Source organism: Pseudomonas sp. 05N432, from assembly GCF_056396945.1.
The window spans coordinates 1-384 of sequence record NZ_JBFTMM010000105.1; the positions used below are offsets into that span (position 1 = coordinate 1).

Consider the following 384-nt stretch of genomic DNA (forward strand, 5'->3'; position numbering starts at 1 on the left):
TTCGAGCAAGGCATCCCGCTCGGTCACACTGTTCGGCCAGTCGGGTGGGTCAAGGCTTCGCAAAAAATCTCGCCGCTGTTGCAGCGGCGCGCCGCCGAGGCTCAGGTCCAGCAGGTGCAAGGTGCCGGCCGGGTCGTCATGGCGAATCAGCTGGCCACACMGATTGTGGRCGGCGGCGTCCGCATCGGCAGYGGCRTAGCTGAAGCGCTCCAGTGCGTGCTCGGCAACGTCTGCTCCACGCTCCTGCACGGCCACCGGGCGCAGCAGTTCGTCGTATTCGGTCCGTGAGTGGCTGCCACGGCCGTCCCAGCGTTCGACGGCTTGCCCGGCCTCACCTGGCAGCGYCAGYCGCCAGCCGGCGTCCACGCTGTGGCTCGCCAACGG

1 pseudogene is annotated in these 384 nt (G+C 68.8%); it reads right to left on the reverse strand.

Going from position 1 to position 384, the window contains the following annotated elements:
• Nucleotides 1-366 (reverse strand): annotated as a pseudogene (locus tag AC1DHT_RS29465) (RHS repeat protein); the annotation flags it as partial.
• Nucleotides 367-384 lie beyond the last annotated feature (18 nt).